This window comes from Bacillota bacterium, from assembly GCA_013178125.1.
In the GTDB taxonomy this organism is placed as follows: domain Bacteria; phylum Bacillota; class SHA-98; order Ch115; family JABLXJ01; genus JABLXL01.
The window spans coordinates 121,262-139,023 of the sequence record JABLXJ010000009.1 but is presented as its reverse complement, the minus strand read 5'-3'; the positions used below and the strand labels follow the sequence as shown (position 1 = coordinate 139,023).

General features: G+C 54.2%; 16 protein-coding genes and 1 tRNA gene. 16 read left to right on the top strand and 1 reads right to left on the bottom strand.

What is annotated here, in order from left to right; all coding sequences use genetic code 11:
* Nucleotides 1-227: 227 nt before the first annotated feature.
* The 8 genes from HPY71_09585 (at nucleotide 228) to mazG (ending at nucleotide 10,565) form a co-directional block, all read left to right on the top strand.
* On the top strand, nucleotides 228-908 hold the full coding sequence (locus tag HPY71_09585; GenBank protein NPV53759.1) for a 50S ribosomal protein L25: 681 nt from the start codon (nucleotides 228-230) through the stop codon (nucleotides 906-908).
* On the top strand, nucleotides 905-1,468 hold the full coding sequence (locus tag HPY71_09580) for an aminoacyl-tRNA hydrolase (protein ID NPV53758.1): 564 nt from the start codon (nucleotides 905-907) through the stop codon (nucleotides 1,466-1,468). The genes HPY71_09585 and HPY71_09580 overlap by 4 nt, the downstream gene beginning before the upstream one ends.
* Before the next feature lie 446 nt (nucleotides 1,469-1,914).
* Entirely contained in the window at nucleotides 1,915-2,310 is a 396-nt protein-coding gene (locus HPY71_09575) for a hypothetical protein (GenBank protein NPV53757.1), read from the top strand.
* Nucleotides 2,311-2,330: 20 nt separating this feature from the next.
* A complete protein-coding gene (locus HPY71_09570; protein ID NPV53756.1) occupies nucleotides 2,331-2,588 on the top strand; it encodes a hypothetical protein in 258 nt (85 codons plus the stop codon).
* A gap of 484 nt (nucleotides 2,589-3,072) precedes the next feature.
* Nucleotides 3,073-6,624, top strand: a complete 3,552-nt coding sequence (gene mfd, locus HPY71_09565; GenBank protein NPV53755.1) for a transcription-repair coupling factor — start codon at nucleotides 3,073-3,075, stop codon at nucleotides 6,622-6,624.
* Between the two features lie 390 nt (nucleotides 6,625-7,014).
* Entirely contained in the window at nucleotides 7,015-7,578 is a 564-nt protein-coding gene (gene spoVT / locus HPY71_09560; GenBank protein ID NPV53754.1) for a stage V sporulation protein T, read from the top strand.
* Nucleotides 7,579-7,906: 328 nt separating this feature from the next.
* A complete protein-coding gene (locus tag HPY71_09555; GenBank protein ID NPV53753.1) occupies nucleotides 7,907-9,580 on the top strand; it encodes a polysaccharide biosynthesis protein in 1,674 nt (557 codons plus the stop codon).
* A 211-nt stretch (nucleotides 9,581-9,791) separates the two neighbouring features.
* Nucleotides 9,792-10,565: a nucleoside triphosphate pyrophosphohydrolase gene (gene mazG, locus HPY71_09550; GenBank protein ID NPV53752.1), complete on the top strand. Its 774-nt coding sequence runs from the start codon at nucleotides 9,792-9,794 to the stop codon at nucleotides 10,563-10,565.
* 102 nt (nucleotides 10,566-10,667) lie between these two features.
* Here mazG and HPY71_09545 read toward each other — a convergent pair whose 3' ends face one another.
* The gene (locus HPY71_09545; protein ID NPV53751.1) at nucleotides 10,668-11,654 is read right to left on the bottom strand and encodes a SpoIID/LytB domain-containing protein; all 987 of its coding nucleotides are present in this window, start codon (nucleotides 11,652-11,654) and stop codon (nucleotides 10,668-10,670) included.
* 325 nt (nucleotides 11,655-11,979) lie between these two features.
* Between HPY71_09545 and yabP the strand changes: the two genes are divergently transcribed.
* The 8 genes from yabP to HPY71_09505 all read left to right on the top strand — a co-directional run bounded on the left by yabP (nucleotide 11,980) and on the right by HPY71_09505 (nucleotide 17,338).
* A complete protein-coding gene (yabP, locus tag HPY71_09540) occupies nucleotides 11,980-12,276 on the top strand; it encodes a sporulation protein YabP (GenBank protein ID NPV53750.1) in 297 nt (98 codons plus the stop codon).
* Between the two features lie 204 nt (nucleotides 12,277-12,480).
* Nucleotides 12,481-13,272, top strand: coding sequence for a lytic transglycosylase domain-containing protein (locus HPY71_09535; GenBank protein NPV53749.1), 792 nt, complete (start codon nucleotides 12,481-12,483; stop codon nucleotides 13,270-13,272).
* 144 nt (nucleotides 13,273-13,416) lie between these two features.
* Complete coding sequence (yabQ, locus tag HPY71_09530) at nucleotides 13,417-13,908, top strand: spore cortex biosynthesis protein YabQ (protein ID NPV53748.1); 492 nt, start codon at nucleotides 13,417-13,419, stop codon at nucleotides 13,906-13,908.
* Nucleotides 13,909-14,179: 271 nt separating this feature from the next.
* Entirely contained in the window at nucleotides 14,180-14,653 is a 474-nt protein-coding gene (locus HPY71_09525) for a septum formation initiator family protein (GenBank protein NPV53747.1), read from the top strand.
* 134 nt (nucleotides 14,654-14,787) lie between these two features.
* A complete protein-coding gene (locus tag HPY71_09520; protein ID NPV53746.1) occupies nucleotides 14,788-15,195 on the top strand; it encodes a S1 RNA-binding domain-containing protein in 408 nt (135 codons plus the stop codon).
* Between the two features lie 338 nt (nucleotides 15,196-15,533).
* Nucleotides 15,534-16,208, top strand: a complete 675-nt coding sequence (locus HPY71_09515; GenBank protein ID NPV53745.1) for a DUF501 domain-containing protein — start codon at nucleotides 15,534-15,536, stop codon at nucleotides 16,206-16,208.
* Between the two features lie 35 nt (nucleotides 16,209-16,243).
* Nucleotides 16,244-16,332: transfer RNA gene (locus HPY71_09510), tRNA-Leu, on the top strand.
* 154 nt (nucleotides 16,333-16,486) lie between these two features.
* A complete protein-coding gene (locus HPY71_09505) occupies nucleotides 16,487-17,338 on the top strand; it encodes a hypothetical protein (protein ID NPV53744.1) in 852 nt (283 codons plus the stop codon).
* The last annotated feature ends 424 nt before the right edge of the window (nucleotides 17,339-17,762 follow it).

Sequence of the window (17,762 nt, the reverse complement as noted above, 5' to 3'; positions counted from 1 at the left end):
GTTTCGTATAGGGACGGTATTCGCAGAACCGGTACTTGCACCCACCTGGAGCCCCGCGAGGGTCAGGGTTGGAGGACTCCATATCGTTATGAGGCCTGGTGTAGCGGCGTATTGACGGATATTGAGGGATTGAGGTATTGTCGGGGTATCGAGGCTTGAGGTGCTGAGGTATCGAGGTGCTGGGGTATTGAGGTATTGAGGTATAAGTAAAAGGGAGTGGATGGAGTTTGAAGGAAGCGGTGCTTAAGGCGGAAATCAGGAATGATCTGGGGAAAGGTCCCGTAAGGCGGCTGAGAATGAGCGGGAAGATCCCTGGTATAGTCTACGGCAAGGGCAAGCCTGTCACGCCGGTGAGCGTAGACGTCAAGGAACTGGCGAAGCTGCTGCGCGAGGGCGCGAGCGGTAAGATTATAAAGCTTGCTCTTGAGGGTGCTGGGGCTAACGGGGCCCCGGATAAGACAGTCGATAAGACGGTCATAATCAAGGATTCGCAGCGCGATGCCATAAAGGGCAATATAACTCACGTGGATTTCCAGGAGGTGTCTCTCACAGAGGCCATCACGATGACTGTGCCCGTGGTCCTGGTGGGTGAGGAGAACCGGAAGAGCGATGGTGGCATCCTCGAGCACGTTCTCTGGGAGCTCGAAATCCATGCGCTCCCGACGGCCATTCCCGAGAAGGTGGAGATTGACGTATCAGGCCTCACAGTCGGCGAGTCAATCCATGTGGGCGATCTCAAGCTCCCTGGAGAGGTGAAGGTCTTGACCCCGCCCGAGGAGATTGTCGTCTCGGTTATCCTGCCGAGCCGGGCCGAGGTTGAGGCGCCGAAGCCGGGGGCCGAAGGGGCCGAGGCTGGCGCCGGCGCTGAGGTTGGCGGTGGTGAGGCCAAGGAGAAGGTCGCTGAGTGAAACTCATTGTCGGTCTTGGGAATCCCGGGAGCTCATACGAGGGTTCGCGGCATAACGTCGGCTTCATGGTCGCCGACGCTATTGGCCGCGACCTCGGCATTGCCTTTACGGAAAGGCGGTACTATGCCCTTGTGGGTTCAGGGCTTCTTGCGGGCGAGACGCTCATCCTCGCCAAGCCCTTGACTTATATGAATAGGAGCGGGGTGGCTGTCAGGGCGCTTCTGGACGGACACGGCCTCGGTGCCTGCGACCTGGTTGTCATCCACGATGATATGGATCTCGCCCCGGGGCGGATCAGGGTCCGCCCCGGGGGGTCCAGCGGCGGGCATAATGGGATGAAGTCTATAATCGAGGGGCTGGGCGCGGACCGGTTCCCGCGCGTCAGGATTGGCATCGGCCGCCCCGCCCCGTCGCAGGACCCGGCTGAATACGTGTTGGGCTGGTTTACGAAGGAGGAGCTCGAGGTGGTGACCGGGGCGATCCAGAGAGCTGCGGAAGCTGTAAAGGTGATTGTAACTCGCGGGGTCGCTGATGCCATGAATGAATTCAACGGGATTTGACGTTAAGCTCCTTGACGTGCCTTGATGAGGGGGCTCTTCGACGAAGCTCTTTGACTCGAAGCTAAATGAACTAAATGAAATGAGCTAAATGAAGATGAAGAGAGGCGCCGTCATAACGGCGCCTCTTTATTATGCCCTTTTTTGTGTCCTTTTCCCTTTTTTGTGTCCTTTTATTTTTGTTGTATTGCATCCTTTTTCGCAAGCAATCCCCCTGTAATTCCCCTTGTGACTATAGTCCCTGCGGTTACAGTGTAATTATGTACCCGACGAATATCATGCCCGGTTGCGTGGCAAAATACCTCTCGATTCGCCCCGCCCATACTTTCTATGCTTCTGAAGAAGTCCGGCGGGTTCTTGTGCCAACTCTACCAATATCAAGTTCAGAAAGCAGATGGTTTGAAGATGAATCAAGGGAAGCAGATAGGGATGAATCAAGAAGTTGCGCGATGAGGAGTCTTCTTGCTGCCTTGCTTGCGGCCGGCACAGTCTTCATCCTGAACAGATATATGCTCCAGAAGGCCCGACCGGCTTTTACAGTCGCGATTTCGCCGTTTATAGAGGAAGGGGCCAAGACCCTTCTCGCAATCCTGCTTGCGGGGCCTATGTCCATAGTTGCCGTCCATGCCATCTTCGGGGCAGTTGAGGGGTTCTTTGACCTGGTTACAGGCTCCAGGACGGGTATAGGCGCCGGCATCATAAGCGCTGCAGGGCATCTCCTCTTTGGCGCGATCACGCTCGAAGTCATCGCTGGCGGCGGCAACATCCTTGGGGGCATTGGTGCGGCCTCCCTTGCGCACCTTACCTGGAATCTGCTTGTGTTGAAGTTCCTCGTGAGAAGCTGAGATAGGGGGTGAAGACCTGAATGGTAAAAGTCTGTTACATATGTGACTGCTGCGGGGATTTGATAGCCGAATTTGACGCGGACGAAGTAAACCCCGGAATAGCGGGCGGTGGCGGCGGTGCCGGAGACTTGACGCAGGAAGGCTGCGAAGATATAATTGACTTGAAGCACAGGCAGGGCAGGGTTTTTATAAGTTCGCTATGTGACGATTGCTTTGCCAGTATAAATCTGGATGCAGATTCGGGTGCAGGTTTCATAGGCGAGCCGAGGCTGCATTGACGTTGCCTTGAGGTATAGAGGTGCTAATAGGATGCTTGTTTGTTATATATTCTACGGTATTTTAAGGTATCCGGGCATCCAGGGTGCCTGTCATGGTTCCTTAGTCTGATGTCGTCGTAGTGTGGCCGCGACGCGCCTTTGTTGACTTGTGCTCTTATTGATTTGCACGAGCGGACCCCCCCTTAGGATCAGGTTCCCTTGATGGGGGTTCTACGTGTCTTTTTGCGTGTACCTAAGCCTAAGGGCGTGTCTTGAATCTCGAGGTGTATGTATATGAAGCCGATCTTTGGCGCGCAATAGATCCGAGTCTCGAAAGCGATCCAATATTTCAAGGACGATTCAACAGAGACAACCCAAGTCAAATCAAGTTAAATATCAAATACAGATATCTTGATATGGAGTATAGATTTATACATTGAGTATGAATTGTGCGAAAGAAGATCAAGTGAAGGAAAACCATGTGAAATGTGAAAGAGGGAATCAGATGCATAACGGCCTGCTTGAAGCCATCACGGAGTCAAACGAATTTGAGGCGGTGCTGGACGGCATCGCGCACGGGCAGCAGGAGCAGCTGGTATACGGGCTATCATCTTCTCAGAAAAGTTACTTCCTGGCGGGCCTCTACTTGAACGCGCCGTCGTCCAGGCCGTTCATCATCGTGAGTTACAGCACGCAACAGGCTGAGAGGCTTTTCTCTGACCTCAAGACCTTTCTCTCGCCGGATGAGTTATTATTTTTCCCGCCCCGCGAGGTCCTCCCCAATGAGGATACGAGGGAGGGTGTAAGCATAACCAGCGCGCGTCTCCAGGTCGAGGAGGCGCTTCTTCGTGGTGACCGCAAGCTTATGGTGGTTGTCCCGGTCAAGTCACTGGCGCGGAAGCTAATCCCCGCGGATGTATTCAGGGGTCTCATCCGAACCATCAGCATCCATGACCTCATCGACCTCCAGGACCTGGCCGCAGACCTCGTTTTCATGGGATACCAGCGCATGGAAAAGGTGGAGGATAGAGGGGGATTCTCCATCAGGGGCGGTATCGTGGATATTTACCCCCTGGCCAGCGAGCACCCGGTTCGCATAGAATTTTTCGATGATGAAGTTGATTCAATCAGGGAGTTCAATGGGGAAACCCAGCGATCTATTCGCTCGCTCCAGTCCGTCACCATCATTCCCTGCAGGGAATTTGTAATGAGGGATGAGATTAGAGCTGCCGGGCTCCGGGCGCTTGAGAGCGAGGTAGGAAGTCCCGGTTTAGGGAAGGCAGTTCCAGGGAAGGGGAATGCTGCCGGGCGCCTGGAGAGACTCGCCGAGCACCTGGAGAAACTCAAGGAAGGGGTTTATTTTGATTCGGACGAGCAATATCTCCCTTACTTCTATCCTGACATGCAGTCGCTGCTGGACTACGCGACCAATCCGGTGGTTATCCTCGATGAGCCCGCCCGGCTGAAGGAAGCCCTGATCGGATTCACGAGGGAGCTTCATGAGGATTATATATCGCTTCTGGAAAAGGGCCAGCTTCTCCCGGAGCAGGTTTCTATCTTCGCTCAACCCGATGAGGTTTTTGACGGGCTGTCCAGGCGACAGTCTATATGGTTCATATTGATGTCTAAGGGCTTGGACCTCCAGCGAAAAGAGCGCGTGCATACGTTTTCGGGGAAACCTGCTGAGGTGTTTCACGGGAAATTTGATTTACTGGCGAAGGACGTTAAGAACTGGAAGCGGAAGAGATACCGGGTGGCCATGGTAGTCTCCACAGAAGAGCGTGCCGCAAGGCTGGTCGAGACGCTCAGGGAAGAGGAGATCGGCGCTATCTTTGTTAAGAATATCGGCCAGGAACTGAGGCCGGGCAACATAGTCGTGACTGTAGGGCACCTCGAGAGTGGCTTTGAGTTTCCATCGCTCAGGTTAATGGTATTAACGGACAATGAAATCTACGGGAATTCGAAGCAGAGGGCGCGACTGGCCCCTGTTGAAAGGGGCGCGCGCATAGCCTCATATCTTGACCTGGACCCCGGGGATTATGTGGTACACGTGAATCATGGGATCGGCAAATACCTGGGAGTTGAGACCCTCGAGGTGGCCGGCGCCAAGCGGGATTACCTCGTGGTGAAATATGCCGGCGAGGACAGGCTATATGTCCCCACGGACCAGGTGGAGCTCCTGCAGAAGTACATTGGAATTGAGGATTCCCCCCCGAAGCTCTACAAGCTGGGGGGCACCGAGTGGGCAAAGGTCAGGAACCGCGTGAAGGAATCCGTCCGTGATATAGCGAAGGGCCTTCTCGAGCTTTATGCTGCCAGGGAGACGATACAGGGTCACGCCTTTTCACCCGATACAGTATGGCAGAAGGAGTTTGAGGACGCGTTCCCCTATGAAGAGACGCCCGACCAGTGGCGCGCCATCCAGGAAGTCAAGCGGGACATGGAGAAGCAACGGCCGATGGACCGTCTGCTGTGCGGGGATGTGGGCTATGGCAAGACCGAGGTTGCCCTGCGGGCGGCTTTCAAGGCTGTTATGGATAGCAAGCAGGTTGCCATGCTGGTGCCCACAACCATCCTCGCACAGCAGCACTTTACCACGTTCACCGACAGGTTCCAGGGGTTTCCAGTCAATATAGCTGTCCTGAGCCGCTTTCAGTCTAATAAGGAACAAAAGGAAATCCTGAGGAAGCTGCGCAAGGGCGAGATGGATATTGTAATCGGGACCCACAGGCTCCTGCAGCCAGACGTTAAATTCAAGGACCTGGGCCTTCTCGTGGTTGATGAGGAGCAGAGATTTGGCGTGCTCCATAAGGAAAGGCTCAAGGAGCTGCGCCACTCTGTCGACGTGCTCACGCTCACGGCGACGCCCATTCCCAGGACCCTGCATATGGCCCTCGTGGGCATCCGCGATATGAGCGTAATCAACACGCCTCCCGAGGATAGGTTCCCTGTGAAGACCTACGTGGTGGAGCATGATGAGAGCCTGATCCGCGAGGCCATCTTGAGGGAAATGGATCGCGGCGGGCAGGTCTATTTTGTGTGCAACAGGGTCCAATCAATTGATAACGTTGTTAGACACCTATCGGAGCTTGTCCCAGAGGCCAGGATTGGCGTCGCGCACGGCCAGATGTATGACGAGCACCTCGAGCGCGTCATGTTGCAGTTCCTCGATAGGGAATATGATGTGCTCGTATGCACCACGATTATTGAAAACGGCCTGGATATCCCCAATGTCAACACCCTGGTAGTCTTGGACGCGGATCACATGGGACTTGCGCAGCTCTACCAGCTGAGGGGGCGCGTCGGGAGGAGCAACCGCGTTGCCTATGCCTATTTTATGTACCGCAAGGAGAAAGTCCTGTCTGAGGTCGCTGAGAAGAGGCTCCAGGCGATAAAGGAGTTCACTGACCTGGGGTCGGGATTTAAGATAGCCATGCGCGATCTCGAGATCCGCGGGGCAGGGAACATTCTGGGCCCCGAGCAACACGGGCACATAGCCTCGGTCGGTTTTGAGCTATATGCGCGGATGCTCAGGGAGTCTATCAGCGAATTGAAGGGAGAGGGCGTAAGCTTACGGGAGAGCGCCCCGGAGGTTTCTATAGAGCTGGGGATCAGCGCATTTATCAGCGATGACTATATCCCGGATTCGAAGCAGAAGATCGAGATCTACAAGAAGATCAGTCGCCTCGAGAGCCTCGATGATGTAGATGAACTCGAGGCGGAGGTGTGTGACAGGTTCGGCAAACCTCCCATCCCTGTTCAATGTCTGCTGGGAATCGCGAGAGTGAAGATCATCGCGCGTGAGATGGGCGTTGCCTCCATTATAAGGGAACGGGATGTTGTATCTATAAGGTTCGATGCAGGCATCCCTATCTCCGGCGAGGTTCTCATGAATAATGTGGTCCGCCCCAACCGGGGAAGGGTCACGGTGAGCTTCGGACGCTCGCCGGTGCTCAAGGTGAAGGTTGGGGGGATGGCAGACCTCGACCTTGTAAAGTTTATAGATGGAATGCTTTCAGGCTCGGGTATCGGGGAGAGGCGGGTCGCTAGCGGTTAGCGTTAGCATTTACCAGTTACCCAGTTACCAAGTTATCCAGTTACCCAGTTGCCTTCTGCTGATTAGCATTTAGATGGCGGCCGGACACAAACCTCGATCCCCAACCACGGACCTCAGCCTCCGGTCTCCGACCCCAGGCTACGCCCCACGGACCTCGGAACCCTGCCTTTGGGCCCTGCCTTTGGGCTGGTTGCAACGCATTATTTAAGCCAAATTGGTTAATCTATACTATGTAGACGGGATATCTAATATTTCATTTATGGCTACCGGTAGTGCTAAAGAACAGGGGAAATACGGTGGAAAAAATGAATAAAAATGTTAAAGCGTATAGATACTATCGTTAGCCAGTTGCAAGTGGTTGCGCAAATATCGCGAGAAGGAGGGGTGGCAGTGAAGGCGACAGGGATAGTCAGACGCATAGATGATCTCGGACGGGTAGTAATACCCAAGGAAATAAGGAGGACGTTGAGAATACGCGAGGGTGACCCGCTTGAAATATTTGTAGATCGCGACGGCGAGGTGATTCTGAAGAAGTATTCCCCTATCGGCGAACTAGGGGATTTCGCCAAGGAATATGTGGATTCCTTAAATGAGGCTACAGGACATATTGCATGCATAGCGGACCGGGATGCTATAATCGCTGTGGCCGGGGCACCCAAGAAGCAGTTTGTCGATAAGCGTATCTCCCCTGCCGTGGAGAGGGCAATGGAGGCGCGCAAGACTGTGGTGATCAACGAGCCGGGGCGGGATGAATACTGCGAGGCATGCCCCGTGATAGAGGAGGGCGATGAGTGCAAATTTACTGCGGAGGTGATAGCCCCCATCATCGCTGAGGGGGACCCGATCGGGGCAGTTATCCTGACATCCATGACACCGGACGTGAAGATGGGAGACCTGGAGGTTAAACTCACTGAGACCGCCGCGGGCTTCCTTGCGAGGCAGATGGAGCAATAGAAGCAGGCCTTTCCGGGTCTTTCGCGATCAAGACTGGGACATAAATGTTGGAAACAGCAAGCCGGAGGGCCTGCTGTTTTTTTATGCTATATGTGAGCTGTATGTCACGTTTGTGTTCTGGCCGGGCGGGGCAGTGTTTTTGATCGGATGGCAGGGATATCTCATTGGGTGTAGAAAATATAGCGAGCAGCATATAGACTATAGACATGACCATAGAAATATAGAGCGTATAGCAAGTGGAATAGAAGACATATAGTGAGCGGGATGGAAGAGAAGAATAGTAAATATAGTAAATGTCGAAGCGTTGAAAGGTGGCTGGGATGCCAGGATGTCGAGGGGATCTTTTGTGCGCGGCGCCGCTATTTTGGCCGTCGCGGGGCTAGCTAACAGGGTGGTTGGTGCTATCTCGAGAATTATCTTGCCCGCCATGATCGGGGACGAGGGTATGGGCCTTTTCCAGATGGCCTACCCGATATACTCAATGTTTCTTGTCTTCTCCACTGCCGGCGTGCCTGTCGCTGTATCGAAGCTCGTCGCCGAGCAGGCTGCCAAGGGAAATCGCCGGGGCACGCGTTATATACTCAGAGTAGCAACAATGATTCTCGCCTTCACCGGGATTTTTTCAACCGCGGTGTTGTTCATGACCGCGGGCTACCTTTCCAGGGTGGTCCTCAAAGATACCCGCGCGGCATATTCAATTTACGCTACTGCGCCCGCTGTCCTGATCCTGTCGGTCATGTCCGGCTTCAGGGGTTATTTTCAGGGCCTTCAAAGGATGGAGACGAGCGCAGCCTCTCAAATCGGCGAGCAGCTCATCAGGGTGTTTTTCATGATAGGCCTGGCATATATCCTTCTCCCCAGAGGGATCGAGTATTCCGCTGCCGGGGCAGCCTTTGGGGCTGTAGCGGGGGGAGTTGCTGGCTTCGCGATCCTGATCGCGGCCTATTATAGGGGTGGCGTTCCTGGAATCGATGGGGGCGAGGCTGTTGCGCTTACGGCCGGGACCGGGACCGGGGCCGGGACCGGGAGCGGGAGCGGGAGCGAGGGGGTCAGCCCGGCGCGGGTGGTGGATCCCTATATGAGATCGTCAACGGCTCTGGCCGTGCAGGTGTTCTCCCTGTCGCTGCCAATAGTCCTTGGTGCTGCCATCATGCCGTTGATGCAGGTTGTGGATGCGGCGCTTGTCCCGGTGAGGCTCCATGCCGCCGGCATCCTCGGCGCGGAGGTTACAAGGCTTTACGGCCAGTTGACCGGCATGGCGTTGCCTCTGGTTTACTTCCCGACGGTCCTGACTACGGCGCTCGCGACCAGCGCGGTCCCGGCTGTATCGGAGGCGGTTGCTTTTCAGGATCGCAGGCTTCTCTTGTCGCGGGCGCAGGACATAGTCTGGCTGGGGTTTCTGATAGGCCTGCCGGCTTCGCTCGGCCTCTACCTCCTCGCCGATGAGTTCTGCATGATGTTCTATAGGTTGCCACAGGCGGGTGTCTCGCTCAGGGCCCTCGCCTTCGGGACGTTGTTTCTCTGCCTCCAGCAGACGTCGTCCGGGGTCTTGCAGGGCCTCGGGGCTGTTTCGATCCCTGTCAAGAACCTCCTGAAGGGCGCCATTGTCAAGGCGATAGTCAATTATGTGCTCACGGGGATCCCGGCAATCGGTATAAGGGGTGCGGCGCTCGGCACTGTGGCGGGGTTTGGTTTATCGTCGATCTTGAATATTATAGACCTCTATAAGATGCTCGGATTGTCCCTCGACGTGAGAGATAAGGTGGCGAAACCGGTCCTGGCGACTTTTGTTATGGGGATCGCGGTGATCGTTGTTTATGATGGAGTGATGAGGGCCACGGGGAGCAATACGCTGGGGGCCCTGGGGGCTACGACTGCCGGGGCCGGCGTGTACGGCTTGACGCTACTGGCCACTGGCGCGCTCCACCAGAAGGATATTGAGATGCTCCCGATGGGGAAGCGGCTCGCGAGGCTTCTCGTCCGCCTGAAGCTTATAAGATAATGGCAGAGTAGCAGGATAGATTCCCCATGCCGCGGTGCGGCGCCACAGGCAATGAGAATGTCGTCTGGGAATAACTAGGCAATTTTTAGGCTAACAGGATAGACAGAATAGCATTGGAGAACTAGAATTAGCAATAGTATTGAAGCACAGCGCATCGAAGCGCATTTAAGTGAGGTATCAGCGAGGTATCATTGAAGCGAGGGATACAGGAGTGGACTACTCTCTGGAACGGCTTGTTGAAATCGTTGCTGAGCTCAGGGGCGAGCATGGATGCCCCTGGGATAAGGCGCAGACCCATGAATCTATCAAGGCCAATTTGGTGGAGGAGGCTTATGAGGTCGTCGACGCCATCGATGCCGGTGACGCGGCGGAGCTTTGCGAAGAGCTCGGGGACGTCCTCCTGCACGTGGTTTTTCATTCCCAGATCGCGAGGGAGAATGGCGAGTTCGATATGAGCGACGTGCTCCGGGCGATCATCGATAAGATGATCAGGCGCCACCCGCACGTATTCGGGGATGAAAACGTAGATGGCGAGAAAGAGGTATTGCGTAATTGGGAGCGGATCAAGCAGGAGGAGAAAGATAGGCCATCTATCTTTGCTGGCATACCCAGGGCCCTGCCGAGCCTCATGAAGGCATATAAGATCCAAGACAAGGCCGCGCGGGTGGGGTTTGACTGGGAAAGCGTTGATGGCGCCTGGGGGAAGATCCACGAGGAGTTGCAGGAGTTGCATACGGCCGTCGAGGACTCTGGGGATAGGATGAGGATTGCCGAGGAGGTCGGGGACCTTCTGTTCGCAGTCGTTAATGTGGCGCGACATCTCAATATCGATCCCGAATTGGCGCTTAAAGGGGCGACCGATAAGTTTCTCGCGCGATTCAAATATATAGAGGCCCGCGCAGAGGAGATCGGTAAGCCCGTGGAGGAGATGAGCCTTGCCGAGATGGATTTATTATGGGAGGAATCTAAGCATCCGGGGGAATAGATTATGGGATTTGGTACCGGATCCGGTTGAATTTTGACCGGATGCCCGGTCAAAATCCGACCGGGCACCGTAGCGTAGTATGCATACTCGCGTGTCTTTAGGCTAATCCCAGAGTTTCACTATACGCACACCCTTGAAATAATGGGTGGCGATCTCCTCAGGCGACCAGCCTTCTTTAGCCAGCCCGTAGGCGCCCCACTGGCACATCCCCACTCCATGTCCAAAGCCGCGCCCCTCCATAACCACAACATCGCCGGCCTTATCCAGACGGCTTAACCAGGTCGAGCGCATCCGCTCGCTCCCCAACATCACACGCAGGTCATTACCGGAGATGTCGGTCGTGCCGGCCGAATGCGAGATGCGGACGAGGGTCGAGCGGCCGGTGGGGTCCTGCTTAACAGTCCTTATCCGGGTTATGTCCCCTATTGTCAGACCCTTCCCGGCCAGGGTCTGCCTGACCTCGGGTGTAGGGAAGTAGGCCTTCCAGAATAGAGTCTCGGAAGGGACGTACTTCGTGCAGACGTCCCGGACCCTTTGGGTATATGGCGGCTCCGGCTTATTATATGCCAGGCCATCCCGGGCAAGGGTGGTTTCCCCGCCGCATAGCGCGTGAAACCATGCGTGGATATATCGTCCCCTGTAACTCAGGACCTCGCCTCGCGTCATGCTGACGGCCTTTTTTATGTCAGGCGTGATAGCTGCGGCGTTATACGCCTGGGCATGCTCCGGGTCGGTGCATATGTCCGTCCCGTGAAGCTTGCGGGTGCCGCCCCTGCTCAAGAACTCCATCGTAAACGTCCGGGCTATTATTGCCTGGGCCGCATACGCGTTTACAGGCCAATTCTTCTCCATCTCGCCGGCGACGACGCCCTCGATATAGGTTTCTATCGGCATGCTGACCCTCTGACCCGTCCCGTGGATATATAAGGTTATGGTCGGTTCTTTGGCAAACTTCTGAATGGGTTTCTCCGAAAATCTCGCTTCAGGGCCGGGGCACCCCGATAAGCCAAATGCCATGCTGTATACGAGCCCTACCGAGACGGCTACAAGTATCAAGTAAAATAGTCTGAAGCCTGTGGACCTTTTCATCTTTTCATCCTCCACCCTCCGTTCTTACATGTCTTACAGGGAATAAGCCACGGCACTTTTGAATTAATCCTGATGTTTCTGGTATTTCTAGTGTGTAGTATCCCGTTCGCGGCGAGAACTATACCGGCTATGCCAGCTTTACCAATCCCGACCTTTCTCAGCTCGGCTGGCTTGGTCAGACTGGTCCAGCCTGATCCACTCTGATCCAGCTTGGTCCAGCCTGGCCAAGCCTAGCCCAGTCTGGTTTTAGGGTGGTCATTTTTTTCCCATTCCCCGCATAACCATATAGAAAAGTGAGACAAGGCTTGAGAGGGGCGAGGAAGGAATGGATGACAGCAAGAAGAAGCAGCAGCCCGCGGGGATGCAGCACAAGATTATGTTGAATGAGCGGGAAATGGTATCTGTCGATGGGGTTACAAACGTGGAGAGCTTTGATGACCAGGAGGTTATATTGGAGACAAGCGCCGGGGTCTTGCTAATTCATGGCAAGGAGCTGCATATCAAGCATTTGAATCTTGATGATGGCAACCTGGAGATAGAAGGCTATATTCACGGCCTGGAGTATTCCGACGAGGGGCCTGGGAAGAAGGCGAAAGGCCTGCTCGGGCGCTTATTGAAGTAAAATGGTCGCCATGTGCCAGGATTGAGGTCCTCTCTGGAGAATAGAGAATATATCGTAACAATAATAGATGATGCAAAGGAAGAATAGAAATATCGATGGGGATTGGGAAGGGTAAGGATAATTCCAGATACTGGATTTCAGGCTTTGGAGGATCTCATGAAACGCCACAGGGTCCGTCGCAGACGCCGTTCTGTTTTCTCATTGATGCTGGGCGCAGCCCTGCAGCTTATAGTAAGTCCTGCGGTGATGGTGGCTGATACCTTGAGGCCTAGCAGGGGCCTTCGTAAGGCGTGGATTTTCTATTATGTCGCTTTTTGTATTCTCTTGCTTCTCGCCGCCTGGTTCGCTGTTTTCTATTCGGACTATACGACTGACAGGGCGATCCAGGTCCTGGCCGAATTCTCATCCGGGCGGGCCACAGTTAGGGGGTGTCCGTACGCGGATCAGATCAATTTCTATGCCGTTAAATATAACGTCGATCCCTCGTTAATTGCCGCTATTATAAAGCAAGAAAGCGGGTTTAACCCAGAGGCTGTATCACCCAAAGGCGCCAGGGGGCTTATGCAGATCATGCCGGTTACGTGGAGGCACCTCAATCCCGGCTCACGATGCAGCGGGGATCATGCGCCGCCCGCATGTGGCGATGATTGTATTTTCGCTCCATCGGCAAATATAAAGGCTGGCACGAAATATATGAGGGAGCTCCTTGACAGGCATAACGGCAATGTTGTGGTGGCCCTTGCCGCTTATAACGCAGGCAGCGACCCTGCGAGCAGGTATGCAAACGCAGAGGAGTTCGACGGGCTCCCTCCATATAAAGAGACCCAGGGTTACGCAAGGAGCATAGCTTCTATCTGGGTGGCCTTTCGCAGCCAGGGTGAGCTGGCCCTCGCAAAGGGCCTGGTGCTGATGACGAGGGTGAAGGTCTGGCTGATGTGGTTGAGCATATGCACGTGGATCGTGTTCTTCACCTGGATTGCGAGGCGGACAGCCTGAAGTATGAAGTAGGAAGCAGATAGAAAGCGGATAGGAAGCAGATAGGCGGGCGGACATGCAGGCAAGTGGGTATGCAGGCGTCCGGGTGGGTATATAGGTGGGTGGATTCGGACGCATGGGGGACGGGGCGGTGGGAGCTTTGCCATGGAGACTCTAAATTCTCAGATAACAGCCTTTCTGGCGACCATCATCGTCGGAGTTATGATAGGGATTTTCTTCGATTTTTACCGGGTGTTCAGGGGTTTCATACAGCCAAACGCTCTCGGCACTGTATTTGGAGATCTGGCCTTTTGGGCCATCGCCACGGCCATAGCCTTCGGGGCCCTCCTCTCGACTACCTGGGGGGAGGTGCGGTTTTATGTATTCATTGGGTCGGCTATGGGTTTCTTTTTGTATAGGGTCACTGTAAGCCCGGGGGTGATAGGGCTTTTCCTGGCGATCTTCAGAGGGGTCAGGGCTGGGAGCGAGTTCGTGACCGCAACTATGCCACGAGCTATGCGACAGCTCGCCATCCGTGAGAGAGATATCACGCGAGCCTTGAAGAGGCGACTGGCAGCATGGCGAGGCAACATGGCGAGGCCGGGGAGGCCGGCGGGGCCAGAGATTGGGGGACAGGGCCGGAGCCGGAGACCCTGAAAGACTAAAAATCCCGTCAAACTAAAGAATACCCGCCACGAGGAATCCCTCTTTGCTGCAGGGATTCCGGGACACTTGTAGAATTACTAAAATGCATGTATGAGTGCATTTACGCACGCATGAGCGCATTTATGGATGTATGGGATGGACGGGCTTACATGTAAGGGATTGTAAGGGATATAGATATAGTATGTATGTGATATACGAGTTTGCAGGTGGGCCCTGCGGCGAGTTAATGCGTCGAGCGAGCGTAAGCGAGTGGTGATCCGTCATGATCAGGGATAAAGGTTCAACCGGGGCCGGGATTCGTATTCGTGAGAACTCTGCGAGACCCTCATATCCGGCAATAAGGGCTACCGCTAGAACAAGAGCTACCGCTACCCCCGGGGAGGCAAGGGCCCGGCGACCAGTGGCCCGCCGAGAGGCCCGCAGGTTGGTTTTATTGCTTCTCTTGGTGTTTCTATTTATTGTGTATGCAACGCAATACCTGGAACTGGTCCGGGCCAGGCGCCAGGTCGCGGCTATAAACAGGGAAATCCGCGTGTGGGAGCAGAAGTGCAGGGAGATGGAGGCGGAGATAGCCTACCTCAAGAGCCCCGAATATGTTGAGAAAATTGCCAGAGAGCGGCTCGGGCTTGTTTACCCCGGCGAGACCCCCTTTGTGGTTGCAAGACCTTCAGATCCTAGTGCGCCGGGCCGGGTAAAGGAGCGGAAAGACCGGGGTCGAATTATCATAGGTGATTAGGGCGTTTCTCGATTTTCCCTGATTGACACTAATTGTAGCTCGCTGCTATAATAATACTGCGCGACTGTATGCATAGCTGTCTGTTATAGTTATCCGTTTGGTAAGAAGCAATTGCAAGGGGGAATCTCGAAAGCATGTCGTCGGTCGTGGTGGGCAGTATTGTTGAAGGCAAGATCACGGGCATAACCCATTTTGGCGCCTTCGTGGAACTTGCTGGGGGACAGACGGGTCTGGTTCACATCTCGGAAGTCGCGGACACCTATGTAAAAGACATCAAGGATTACCTCAAGGAAAACGATATTGTAAAGGTCAAGGTTATAACCGTTGAGAACGGCAAGATCGGGTTGTCGATCAAGCAGGCCAACCCAAATTACCGTCCAGAGCGCAGCAGGACCCACCGGCGTGTAGTCCAGCAGTCCTTTGAGGACAAATTAAGCAGGTTCCTCAGAGAAAGCGACGAACGGCAGGCGGATCTCAAGCGGAGCATGGAGTCGAAACGCGGCGGCCGCGGGACAAGATACAGCCGTTTTGATGATGTTTAGATAAGGCGGGCGGCTCGAATTAGCCCAGCCCAGGCTAATGAGGGCTAATGACAGGCTCGACTTGATGACAAGATGACTGATGACAGGCTGATGAGCAGGAGCTTGCGTTGGCTTGATGGACAGAAGACGGGACCAGATGTTCCTGTCTCCCGGGTAGCCGTTGCCCGGCTGTCATCTGGGCATCAAGCTTGGTTATCTGGGCATCTGGATGGATTCGATGGATTCCTGGATTAGATTCTGAGTGAGACCTGAGTGAGACTTGAATTCACTTGAATTCATATATGGAGCAATTCGGGGCACCTCTATAAAGGAGGCGCCTTTTTTGCCTTAATAGGCCTATGAAGAATAGGCCGGCGAAGGGGTGTCGAGGAGTCGAAAGGTTCGAAGAAGAAAAGCGTCGAAGAGTCGGTGAAGGGGCGAAAGACGGACTAAGGGGTGAAAGACGGACTGCGGTGTGCGGTGTGAGGTTTGAAAAGCGTGAAGACCTCTCGAGAATCCTCGAGCACCAGCTTGGTAGGGAGCCGCGTGGTAGGGTCAGGGTTGCGTTGAGCTGTAAGCTTGGTATGCCAATGGTAATAACCACCTACCCGGTTCTCGCTCCTGTGAAGAATGATAGAGGCATCGGCAAGGGTATCGCGATATTCCCGACGACCTTCTGGTTGACATGCCCCAGGTTAAATAGGGCTGTTGCGGATCTCGAGGCCGGGGGGTGGATCGGCAGAATCAAGGGGATGCTCAGGGATAACTGGGAGGTCCGGGAGAGGCTTTTGAGGGCGCACAGGCATTATGCGTCGGCCCGGATGGAGCTTTTGACCCCGGATGACCGGGAGATGCTCGAGGGCAGGTTCCCTTCGATCTTGCGAGCGCTGGCAGAGACGGGGGTCGCCGGCATAAAAGACGTGACGAACCCGGAGGCCGTAAAGTGCCTGCACGCTCACTATGCTCACTATCTTGCGGGATATGACAATCCCATCGGTGAGTGGGTTGACGCGGCGCTATTCGGTCTGTTATAATAAACATGTATGATAGGATAGCATTATTTTCTTGTGCCGACGTGGCGGAATTGGCAGACGCAAGGGACTTAAAATCCCTCGCTCCGCAAGGGGCATGTGGGTTCGATTCCCACCGTCGGCACCAGTACCATTGTTGCTAGTTCCCTTCCCTTACCTAAATATTTATTAATGTATATGGCGCTATATTGAGTTAGCCCGCGATGGAGCTCGCAGTCTTACGCTGCACAGCAGCTGATAGCTCCTACCAGGTCAAGAATCTGTGGTAGGAGCTATTTATTTTGATTATGAGAAAGGGAGTGCTTATGCGACAGGCGCTTGAGACGATACCCATCTGGGATGCTTTCCAACAAGATACAGAATGTCCGCTCTGCATTCTTGTAGCCCAGATAGAGGACTCCTTCCTCGCTAGCTACCTCGAGGAACTCGTGATGGATGCTTCATACCGGAGTAAGGTGGTTCAAAGCGGGTTTTGCAACGATCACCTCTATAAGCTTCTGAACCGCCACGATAATTTGGGATTGGCATTAACACTTGAGAGCATCATTGGAGGCATGCTCTCGTCGGTTGCAAAGTCCCCGGTCGTTCACCTAAAGGGCGGCGCTGAGGGTGGTTATCAGTTCTTGCGCGGGTTATTTGCATCAAGGGGAAACGATGGTGCGGAAAAATTCCCCGCGGACTTCGACTTGGGAGCCCTTTTGAGCACTCCTGGTAAATGCCTTGCCTGCAAGCATATCGATGGCTTCCTTCGGCAGCATTGCCAGCTCATTGCCAGGATGTATCGCGATGAAACGGAATTCCGCAGGGTTTTCGCGAGTTCAAAGGGGTTTTGCATCCCCCATACTTTCATCTTCGTAGATAGCCTAAGAGGCATCCCACGCTCGGGCAGTCATCCGGATAGTCACAATAGTCATAAAGAGATAATCTCCGATGTGCTCAGACTCCTGCGCGCCAACCTCGAGCGGCTGTCAGGGGAGCTTGGGTGGTTTATAAAGAAGTTCGACTATCGTTTTGCGGATGCGCCCTGGAATGGAACGGAGGACTCAGTTGAACGGGCGATCCAGAAGCTTGCTGGGCTCCCTGGAATGCACGCCCCCATCCCTGGAATGAATGTTCCTAATGAATACTCTTAGCGAATGACCCTAATAATGACCCTAATGAATGACCCTAAAAATCTTGATCGGGTCCGTCTTGACCTTAACATATTAGTTAAGTATAATTACATCCTGAGGAATGATCCCCGACCAAACGATTCCAAACGATTATAGATTATACACTTCCTTTGGGGAACAATTCCGGACGAAGACGTCATGGTAACATGGTAAACATTATTTGAAGCAAATAAATGAAAACCGGCGATGGGGCTCGCCTACTGCCAGATGTTGCGGCTGATAGCTCCTACCAAAATCGAACGTCAGGGAGATCGGTAGGGGCTTTTATTTACCCGCCGAACTGTTATACGTGTTATACGGCGTGAGGCCAGGCTGCGGTTTCGCCTTTAGAACCCTTCGGAATAAGGGGGCAGAAGCCAGGTGCAGCCAAGGTGCAGGGCGCATT

Coding starts and splice junctions, on each gene's coding strand:
- mfd (NPV53755.1), top strand. CDS start 3,073: ATGCATAACGGCCTGCTTGAAGCCATCACGGAGTCAAACGAATTTGAG.
- yabP (NPV53750.1), top strand. CDS start 11,980: ATGGATGACAGCAAGAAGAAGCAGCAGCCCGCGGGGATGCAGCACAAG.
- HPY71_09555 (NPV53753.1), top strand. CDS start 7,907: ATGTCGAGGGGATCTTTTGTGCGCGGCGCCGCTATTTTGGCCGTCGCG.
- HPY71_09520 (NPV53746.1), top strand. CDS start 14,788: ATGTCGTCGGTCGTGGTGGGCAGTATTGTTGAAGGCAAGATCACGGGC.
- HPY71_09525 (NPV53747.1), top strand. CDS start 14,180: ATGATCAGGGATAAAGGTTCAACCGGGGCCGGGATTCGTATTCGTGAG.
- HPY71_09535 (NPV53749.1), top strand. CDS start 12,481: ATGCTGGGCGCAGCCCTGCAGCTTATAGTAAGTCCTGCGGTGATGGTG.
- HPY71_09515 (NPV53745.1), top strand. CDS start 15,534: ATGAAGAATAGGCCGGCGAAGGGGTGTCGAGGAGTCGAAAGGTTCGAA.
- yabQ (NPV53748.1), top strand. CDS start 13,417: ATGGAGACTCTAAATTCTCAGATAACAGCCTTTCTGGCGACCATCATC.
- HPY71_09545 (NPV53751.1), bottom strand. CDS start 11,654: ATGAAAAGGTCCACAGGCTTCAGACTATTTTACTTGATACTTGTAGCC.
- HPY71_09570 (NPV53756.1), top strand. CDS start 2,331: ATGGTAAAAGTCTGTTACATATGTGACTGCTGCGGGGATTTGATAGCC.
- HPY71_09575 (NPV53757.1), top strand. CDS start 1,915: ATGAGGAGTCTTCTTGCTGCCTTGCTTGCGGCCGGCACAGTCTTCATC.